This window comes from Candidatus Stoquefichus massiliensis AP9, from assembly GCF_000455285.1.
In the GTDB taxonomy this organism is placed as follows: Bacteria; Bacillota_I; Bacilli_A; order Erysipelotrichales; family Coprobacillaceae; genus Stoquefichus; species Stoquefichus massiliensis.
Map to the genome: position 1 here is coordinate 119619 of NZ_HG005284.1, position 9058 is coordinate 128676.

Annotated in this window: 10 protein-coding genes; 5 read left to right on the forward strand and 5 right to left on the reverse strand. The window is 29.7% G+C overall.

Annotated elements, in window-relative coordinates; translation table 11 throughout:
- From BN350_RS21150 to BN350_RS00645, 5 genes are all read right to left on the reverse strand, one after another.
- The coding region (locus BN350_RS21150; RefSeq protein WP_044600006.1) for an ABC transporter ATP-binding protein at positions 1–367 on the reverse strand (367 nt) is incomplete at its 3' end.
- 72 nt (positions 368–439) lie between these two features.
- Positions 440–1060 (reverse strand): TetR/AcrR family transcriptional regulator, encoded by a 621-nt coding sequence (locus BN350_RS00630; RefSeq protein WP_028041864.1) that lies wholly within the window; start codon positions 1058–1060, stop codon positions 440–442.
- Between the two features lie 160 nt (positions 1061–1220).
- Positions 1221–2051 carry a GNAT family N-acetyltransferase gene (locus tag BN350_RS21765; protein WP_028041865.1) on the reverse strand — a complete coding sequence of 277 codons (831 nt, stop codon included), beginning with the start codon at positions 2049–2051 and terminating at the stop codon, positions 1221–1223.
- Positions 2052–2120: 69 nt separating this feature from the next.
- The gene (locus BN350_RS00640; RefSeq protein ID WP_028041866.1) at positions 2121–2903 is read right to left on the reverse strand and encodes an SDR family NAD(P)-dependent oxidoreductase; all 783 of its coding nucleotides are present in this window, start codon (positions 2901–2903) and stop codon (positions 2121–2123) included.
- 3 nt (positions 2904–2906) lie between these two features.
- Entirely contained in the window at positions 2907–3515 is a 609-nt protein-coding gene (locus tag BN350_RS00645) for a TetR/AcrR family transcriptional regulator (RefSeq protein WP_028041867.1), read from the reverse strand.
- Between the two features lie 138 nt (positions 3516–3653).
- On the opposite strand from BN350_RS00645, the gene BN350_RS18090 reads away from it, so the two are divergent.
- The 5 genes from BN350_RS18090 (at position 3654) to BN350_RS00685 (ending at position 9052) form a co-directional block, all read left to right on the forward strand.
- The gene (locus BN350_RS18090) at positions 3654–4985 is read left to right on the forward strand and encodes an MATE family efflux transporter (RefSeq protein WP_044600007.1); all 1332 of its coding nucleotides are present in this window, start codon (positions 3654–3656) and stop codon (positions 4983–4985) included.
- A 31-nt stretch (positions 4986–5016) separates the two neighbouring features.
- The gene (locus BN350_RS00670; RefSeq protein ID WP_044600008.1) at positions 5017–6513 is read left to right on the forward strand and encodes a carboxypeptidase M32; all 1497 of its coding nucleotides are present in this window, start codon (positions 5017–5019) and stop codon (positions 6511–6513) included.
- Positions 6514–6664: 151 nt separating this feature from the next.
- A complete protein-coding gene (locus BN350_RS00675) occupies positions 6665–7507 on the forward strand; it encodes a MurR/RpiR family transcriptional regulator (protein WP_028041872.1) in 843 nt (280 codons plus the stop codon).
- Between the two features lie 130 nt (positions 7508–7637).
- The gene (locus BN350_RS00680; RefSeq protein ID WP_028041873.1) at positions 7638–8072 is read left to right on the forward strand and encodes a heme-binding protein; all 435 of its coding nucleotides are present in this window, start codon (positions 7638–7640) and stop codon (positions 8070–8072) included.
- Positions 8072–9052, forward strand: coding sequence for a Gfo/Idh/MocA family protein (locus BN350_RS00685; protein WP_028041874.1), 981 nt, complete (start codon positions 8072–8074; stop codon positions 9050–9052). The genes BN350_RS00680 and BN350_RS00685 overlap by 1 nt, the downstream gene beginning before the upstream one ends.
- The last annotated feature ends 6 nt before the right edge of the window (positions 9053–9058 follow it).

Consider the following 9058-nt stretch of genomic DNA (forward strand, 5'->3'; position numbering starts at 1 on the left):
CCAACAATTCATGAATTGAAATTGGATTTTTACTAAGATATGCTCCCGATTCAATATTTTCTTTCACTGTCAGATGTGGAACCAAGTGATAAGACTGAAAAATAAAGCCCAATGTTGTTCTACGATAAAGTCCTAAGTCCTTTGAACCCAATTTACTTAAATCTTTTCCCTCAACAAAAACATTCCCTTCATCTGCATTTTCAATACCTCCAATCACATTCAAAAGAGTTGATTTTCCAGATCCAGACGGACCTAACAACACACAAATTTCCCCTTTTTCAATCTGACAATCAATTCCCTTTAAAACCATGAGATGAGCATCTCCTTCTCCATAAAACTTTTTCAAATCTTTCACTTCTAAATACATATAAATCCCTCCTTTTATTGTGATAAAGCACATAACATAACACTGTTATGTTATGTTGAAAAAGAAAAGGAATTACTTCCCTTTCAAAGCTTCTTTCATCAGTGCATTGAAGCCACCTTTCAAAAAGGTCACAACAATCTCAACTTGTTCTAGAGCTTTTTCTTCACTAAAATCATGTGATAAAATATGTAAGAATGATTCCACTTGTAAATGAGCTAACCAATGCATTGTACATTCATTGAATACTGGATTATCAATACCAGTTAAATGAATAATGACATTTTTATTATGTTTTTCAAAAAAATCAATGATACGATCAAAATAATGTTCATAGGTTGTTCCTTGTGAGCATCGTATCAATAATTTTCCAATATCCTGATGAGCATAATAAGCCGAAATCAATTGTTTACCAATTTTAATATCCAAGTCCTTATCATATTGGAAAACTTCCTGATATATCTCATTTTCTATTTCAGTATGACCTTTTAACATATTCATTATTAATGTTGCAAAATCCCTTACTAATACATCATAAAGGTCTGCCTTATCTTCAAAAAAGAAATATAAAGCCCCTGTTGTAACTCCAGCATTTTTACATATGCGACGTAATGATGCTTTCTGATAACCAAATTCTAAGAATTCTTGTTTTGCTGAATCTAATAATTTTTGTCTTGTATCCTCTTTGAGAACCATTTTCTCACCTCACATAACACTGTTATCTTAACATTTAATAAAGAGCATGTCAAGTTAGTTTCGCTTTAAGTTTTCTGAACTAAAACTTTGTCTTACATAAATTTTTCTTGATAAAAAAAGAACAAAATATAAATAACAATATTTTGTCCTATACATAAGATTAATTTTCAACTGGATATTTCAATCTGTTTTTTTTCATCTTTGAACAAATCATCTCTTTAACATCCACATCAAAAAACTCAGCCAACTGAAAACTATAGATCATGACATCAGCCAATTCCTCATACACATGTTCCTTATCATAATCATCATCCCATTGAAAACATTCTAATAGCTCCGCTGCTTCAATAATAATAGATTTTGCAAGATTATCAGCAGTATGATATTGATGCCAATCACGCTCTCTTACAAAATCATCAATCACTTTCTCAATGGATTCTAACTGATCATGAGGTTTCTTGAGATTATATTCAAACATTTCACTATAATCAATCCCTGCACTTTGACGATGTAAATCAGCAATACCAGTGAAATAAAAACCATGTTTCTGATAAAGATTTCTAGCTGGCACATTTCCTTGAGTTAAATCTAATCGCAAGGCGAGACAATGTTTTTGAACTGCAAATTGTTTGATTTTTTGAATCATAATCCCTGCATATCCTTTTCCCTTAAATCTCGGATCTATTGCAAGCGTATGAATCACCATGACCTCATAATCTTTTGCTTCAACTTGCCAATCAACATTTTCATATCCTAAATCCTGCTCTTGATTTAAAATAACCGATCCAATGATTTGCTGATGATCTTTTAAAATATAAAGTTCATTTTTATCTATAGCTTCTTGAGCAGATTCTTCTGTTGGATAAATTCCACGAGGCCAGCGTGGATAATTGACTGTTTGACTCAAATCTTCATGAATTCTTTCATAAATCATCCCAACTTCATCTAAAACATCATATCCTGCTAACTTAAAATGTATATCTTTTTCCATATAAATTCCTTTCTTAATAACATTGTTATTATACATCCTCGTATAAAGAAATCAATTATCAAATTCATTCTATTGATACTTTCTTAATGATCGCATCCATAATTCATTGATCCATTTTTGCGGCATAAACTTGACATTAAGATACTGACACTTCACATACAAAGAACAGATAGATATCGTCTTTCCCTTCTTAGCATCTTTTATTGCCTTTTTAGCAACCTTTTGTGGACTCACAATGCCTGGAAATTTAACTTGTTTTCCATTGATTTCACGCATCAGCATTTTTGTATCAACCCAACTTGGGCAAACTGCTGTTACTGAAATTCCTAATATTTTTAGTTCTTCATGCAAAGCTTGAGAGTAACTTTTTTCAAAAGCCTTAGTAGAAGCATATAAATTAATATAAGGAACTGGCTGAAATGCTGATGCTGATGAAATGTTCAGTATATGACTTCCTTTTGTCATAAAAGGTACACATTCATGACACAGAATCACTGGAACTTGACAATTCAATTTAATTGTCTGTTCAATTTCAGAGATATCAAAGTCAAGCGATGCTTTCATTTGTGCCATTCCAGCATTATTAATCAAATATGAAACAGATACTTGTTGATATTGTAATAAATCTCTCATCGATAACAAATCCTGACGATCTGTTAAATCCTTACATAAACAAATGATCTTTTCTCCATAATATTCTTTTATCATACCAAGACGTTCTTTACTTCTCCCAACAATCCATATTTCATCTAAATCTTCTTTCATCAATTGTTCAACAAACGCCTTTCCAATACCACCACTTGCTCCTGTAACAATTGCAATCTTTTTCAATTTATCTTGATTTCTATCCATGTTTTAACCTTTCTTTTCTTTATCTTTTAAAAGGATACGTTCTAAATCTTCAGCAGTAATCATTTCATAATGTGATGTAAATAATCTTTTTAAAGCATAAAGATAAACAACACCCCAATAATAATCTGCTAGTTTCATAGGTGAGCCATCAACGACAGTCTTTTCCTTCTGACCTTGTTCTATCATTTTTGCCACATATTTATATAAAGCAGATTGATAAATTGAATCTTGAGAAGCGAAATTTCCCTTTTCAAACATCACTTGTGTATTCAATGCTACTTTTGCTGCATAACTTTCATCTTCTAATCTTTTCATTATTGTTTTTGATAATTGATGAATCTTTTGCTTGGCAAAGATAGGTAAATAAGCAAGAGACTTAATTTCTTGAATATCCTGCTGATTGTTGATCAATGAATATATTTCTTGAAACAATTCTTCTTTGGATTCAAAATAAACATAGATTGTTCCTTGGGCTATTCCAATATGCTTAGATAAATCACTTATTTTGGTACCTGCAAAACCATTTTTAGCAAAATATAACATTGACTCATGTAATATTTTATTTCTCATTTCCTGACGTATTTCCTGACATCTTTCAGGTGATTTTGGCATAAATTCCTTCTCCTTTTTTGAATGAATATTTATTCATTCAAATTATATACTCATTTGTTATCACTGTCAAATGCTCTTTTCGTCAATTAGGTTGACAATCTTGTCATTTACGCTATCATAATGATACGGGGTGAAATTATGAATAATGAATTAACAAAAGGACCTATCACAAAATCTCTCTTATTCTTTTCTTTACCAATGATATTAGGTAATCTTTTACAACAATTTTATAACATTGCTGATACATTTATTGTTGGACAATATATTGGATCAAATGCTTTGGCAGCTGTCGGTTCTTCTTTTACAATAATGACTTTTTTAACTTCTATTATTTTAGGTTTATGTATGGGAAGTGGGATTTTATTTTCCATGTTATATGGTGCAAAACAACATGACAAAATGAAAACATCTTTTTTTGTTTCATTTGTTGGCATTGCCTTACTAGCAATCATTCTGCAAATACTTTGTTTACTCTTTATTCATCCTATTTTATCATTTTTAAATATCCCTACAGATATTTATCAACAAACTTATGACTATCTCTTCATTATCTTCTGGGGATTTTTCTTTACATTCTTATATAATTATTTTGCATCTGTTTTACGTGCATTAGGCAACTCAAGAATCCCTCTTATCTTTCTCGCAATCGCAACGATAACGAACATTGTTTTAGATATTTTCTTTATTGTTGAATTACAGTTTGGAGTCAGTGGTGCAGCCATCGCGACAATTATTGCCCAGGCAATCAGTGGAATAGGAATCATGATTTATGTTTCTATGACTCAAAAAGAACTCCTACCACAAAAAAAACATTGTTACTTTGATCATGAGATTTTCAAAAAAATTAGAGATTATTCTTTATTAACATGTATTCAACAATCAGTCATGAATTTTGGTATTTTAATGATACAAGGATTAGTCAATAGTTTTGGGGTTATAACTATGTCGGCCTTTGCAGCTGCTGTCAAAATTGATTCATTTGCCTATATGCCTGTTCAAGATTTTGGCAATGCTTTCTCTACTTTTATTGCTCAAAATAAAGGAGCTCATGAAGATGAAAGAATTCAAAAAGGATTGAAATCAGCTATTGTTATTTCCTCTTTGTTTTGTTTAGTTATTTCTTTTAGTGTATTCTTCTTTGCAAAAGAATTAATGATGATTTTTATACATCCAAATGAGATTCAAATAATCCAGCAGGGTATTCAATATTTACAAATAGAAGGAATATGTTATCTTGGAATAGGCTGTTTATTCTTATTATATGGTTATTATAGAGGTGTAGGAAAACCTGGTATTTCAGTTGTTTTAACAGTTATCTCTTTAGGGACAAGAGTTCTACTCGCTTACTTATTTGCGCCAACCTTTGGAATATCAGCCATATGGTGGGCAATTCCCATTGGCTGGTTCTTAGCCGATATGATTGGAATTATTTATGGAATAAAAAAAGAAAACTGGTTTCAAAAAAAATAAAAAGTTTATACTAAACATAAAGGAGAAAAATATGGAATACAAAGATTTAGAAAGTTATATTTTAAAACGTCAGTCATTAAGTCGTGCACTAACATTATTCTCATGGGATCAAGAAACAGAAGCACCAAAAGAATCAAATGAACAAACAACAACTTATGTTGGAATTCTTTCCAATGAATTATTTCAAGTCATTACCGATCCAAAAGTTTATCAAATATTAATAGAACTTAATCAACAAGATTTAGCCAGTCATCAACAAGCCGTTGTGAGAGAATGGTTGAAAGATGTAAAACGCCTTCAAAAAATACCTGCACATAAGTATCAGAAACATCAAGAATTATTAATGAAATCTCAACACATTTGGCAAACGGCAAAAAAAGAAAACGATTATAAACTCTTTATGCCTTATCTTCAACAAATTGTTGAAGAAGAAAAAGAATTTGCAGGTTATCGTCAAGAAAATAATGAAAAATTATATGATATTTTATTGAATGATTTTGAGCCAGGCTTTTTAAGTGAACAATTAGACCAATTCTTTCAACAATTAAAAGAACAAATTGTTCCCTTACTTCATAACATCCAAAAATCATCTCATCAAATAGATACTGCTTTTCTACATCAATCATTTGATATTGATAAGCAAAAAACATTTAATCGCTGGTTAGCCAAATATATTGGTTTTGATTTTGATAAAGGTGTTATTAAAGAAAGTGAACATCCATTTACAACCAATTTTCATAATAAAGATGTGCGTATCACAACACATTATTATGAAAATAATTTAGAAAGTGCCCTCTTTTCAACAATTCATGAAACTGGCCATGCCATTTATGAAATGAATATTGCTGATAAAATAACAATGACACCTATCGGTACAGGAGCATCTATGGGTATGCATGAATCGCAATCTCGTTTTTATGAAAATATGATTGGTCGTAGTGCTCAGTTTTGGAAACCTATTTATCCAAAACTTCAAGAAACATTTGAAAAACAATTGCATAATATTTCATTTGATAACTTTATAGAAAGTATCAATCGTGTACAAGCCAGTCTTATCCGTACTGAGGCTGATGAATTAACTTATGCCTTACATATTATGGTGCGTTATGAATTAGAAAAGAAAATGTTTGAAGAAGATATTGATTTTAAACAATTACCTCAATTATGGAAGGACTTATATCAAGAATATCTTGGTGTGACTCCACAAAATGATAGTGAGGGTATTTTACAAGATATTCATTGGGCTGGTGGAGACTTTGGGTATTTTCCCAGCTATGCGATCGGCAGTGCTGTCGCTGCTCAAATCTATGCATATATGCAAAAAAATACATTAATTGAAAAATGGATAGAGGAAGGAAACTTTCAAGCACTAAAAGATTATTTAAAAGAACATCTTCATCAATATGGTGGTATTTATAATACTAATGAACTCTTATGCAAATTAACTGGTGAAAAATTTAATCCACAATATTATATTGAATATCTTAAAAACAAATTCACAAAGATTTATCATATAAAGACCAATTAATTAAAATTGGTCTTTATTAAGATCTATTTTAATAAGCGGATAAAGTTTTAAATATAACCAACTTTCTATCTACTATTAAACATTTTGTTTATTAAGTATTCTTTATTATTCATCATATTTTTGTTACAATAAAACAAAGGATGTGTGCATTATGACAATTCTAGAAAAACTCTATCAAACTGAAAACTTTACACCTACAGAACAAAGTATTATTCAGTATCTATTAGAAAATGTACATTTGATTGCTGATATGACAATTCAGCAATTTGCTTTAATGACACATTCTTCAAATGCTGCAATTATTCGTATCTGTAAAAAATTAGGATATCGTGGTTATAAAGATTTTAAGTTTGCTTTTGCGTTAGAATTAGAATCATCTAAATTCATTGATAGAAATATTAATTTTAGTACACCCTTCTATCAATCAGAAACAACTCTTGATATCATCAATGATCTTTCTTCTTTATATCGTGAAACAATTCAATTAATTCAAAGAGATATTAATATAGAAAATATTGAAAAAATAAGCCAAACCATTATTCAAACTCAAAGACTCTTCATATTTGCGATTGGTGATTCACGTATTACAGCTATGAATTTCATGAATAAATTAATGAAGATAAATATCTATCCAATTCTTGCAACTGAAAATTATGAAGAAACAGCTATGGTGTATAATATGACTCAGCATGATTGTGCCTTATTTTTATCATACACAGGTATTAATGAACGTTTTCTTTCCTGTGTTAAAATCTTAGACAGGAAAAAAATTCCAATCATTGTCCTCACTGCAAATCAAGAGAGTTTATTTCTTCAATATAGTCAGCATTCTATAGTCATTCCTAATATGGAACATGATTATAAAATTGGAACCTTTTATTCACAGATTGCTTTTCAATTCATCTTAACAATTCTGTATTCACTTGTTTATAAAGCAGATTATTCCCATCATCATCTGCACAAAACAATGATTGATTCAACTCCTAGACAATAGATTTTCGTACTTTAAGTACAGAATTTTATTATATATCATTTCATTATTTGAACCTTTTTACCAGAGTTACTTGTAACTCTTTTTTTCATAACAAAAATATGTAAAATAGATGGTGCAAGGAGAAAAACATATGAACATTGAAAAAGTTATAAAACAAGAACAAGAATTTTCATTTCAACACTTTACGCATGAATTTGGATTAAAATTTGGTTTAGAAGTTATCAATTATATTCAATCACATCAACTCAAAAGTGTTGGTATACGTATTATCTATAAAGATTTACTGATTTTTCAATATCTGATGGATGGTAAAAAAGAAGATGTCTGGTTAAAAAGAAAAGTGAGAACGGTTTTAGAAAGTGGTCATTCCTCTTATTATACTTTCTTACATCAAGATCAGTATACTGATTGGATTGATAATGATTGTTATGCTGTTGGAGGTGGTGGTTTTCCAATTATTGAAAATAATAAAGTTGTAGGAGCCATTTGTGTATCAGGATTAAAACATGATGAAGATCATCAATTAATTGTAGACATATTAAGAAAATTAAAGGAGGAATTATAATGAAACTCGGAATACTAGGAACTGGAATGATTGTGAAAGATTTACTCACAACAATTCATTTATTAGACATTGAAAAGATTAAGATTTTAGGTACTGAAAAAACACAGCAAGAAACCAATGATTTATGTGAGAAGTATCATCTTGATGGTTTTCATCTCAATTATGATGATATGCTTAAAGATGATATTGATACGATTTATGTTGCTTTACCAAACTTCTTACATTATGAGTTTGCTAAAAAAGCATTAGAAAATGGAAAACATGTGATTATTGAAAAACCAATCACAGCTAATGCTAAGGAATTAAAAGAATTAATATCTATCGCAAAAGAAAAGCATTTATTAATGATTGAAGCAATGAATATTCATTATCTTCCTGCTTATCAGGAATTAAAGAACCAATTAGAAAACATTGGTAAACCTAAAATTGTAAGCTTCAATTATAGTCAATATTCATCTCGTTATAATGCTTTTAAAGAAGGCCATATTTTACCAGCGTTTGATTATCATAAAGCAGGTGGTGCTTTGATGGATTTAAATGTTTATAATATTCATGGTCTTGTTGGATTGTTTGGAAAACCAAATAGTGTTCATTATCTTGCAAATATTGAAAAAGGTATTGATACTAGTGGTATCTTAACATTGGATTATGGAAGTTTTAAAGCAGTTTGCATTGGAGCAAAGGATTGTAAAGCACCTGTCATGTTAACAATGCAAGGTGATCAAGGTGTTATACATATAGATAACCCTATTAATCAGTTAACAAAATTTAAATTTATAAATAATCAAAATGAAGAAACAGTTATAGATAAAGATGAACAAAAACATCGTTTATATTATGAATTTAAAGAATTTATTCTCATGATTGATGAACATGATGAAAAGAAAGTCAATGAAATGTTACAAATCAGTCTAACAGTAAGTGAAATTATACAAGAAGCAAGACAACAAGAAGGGATCGTGTTTGATAATGATAAATAAAATTTT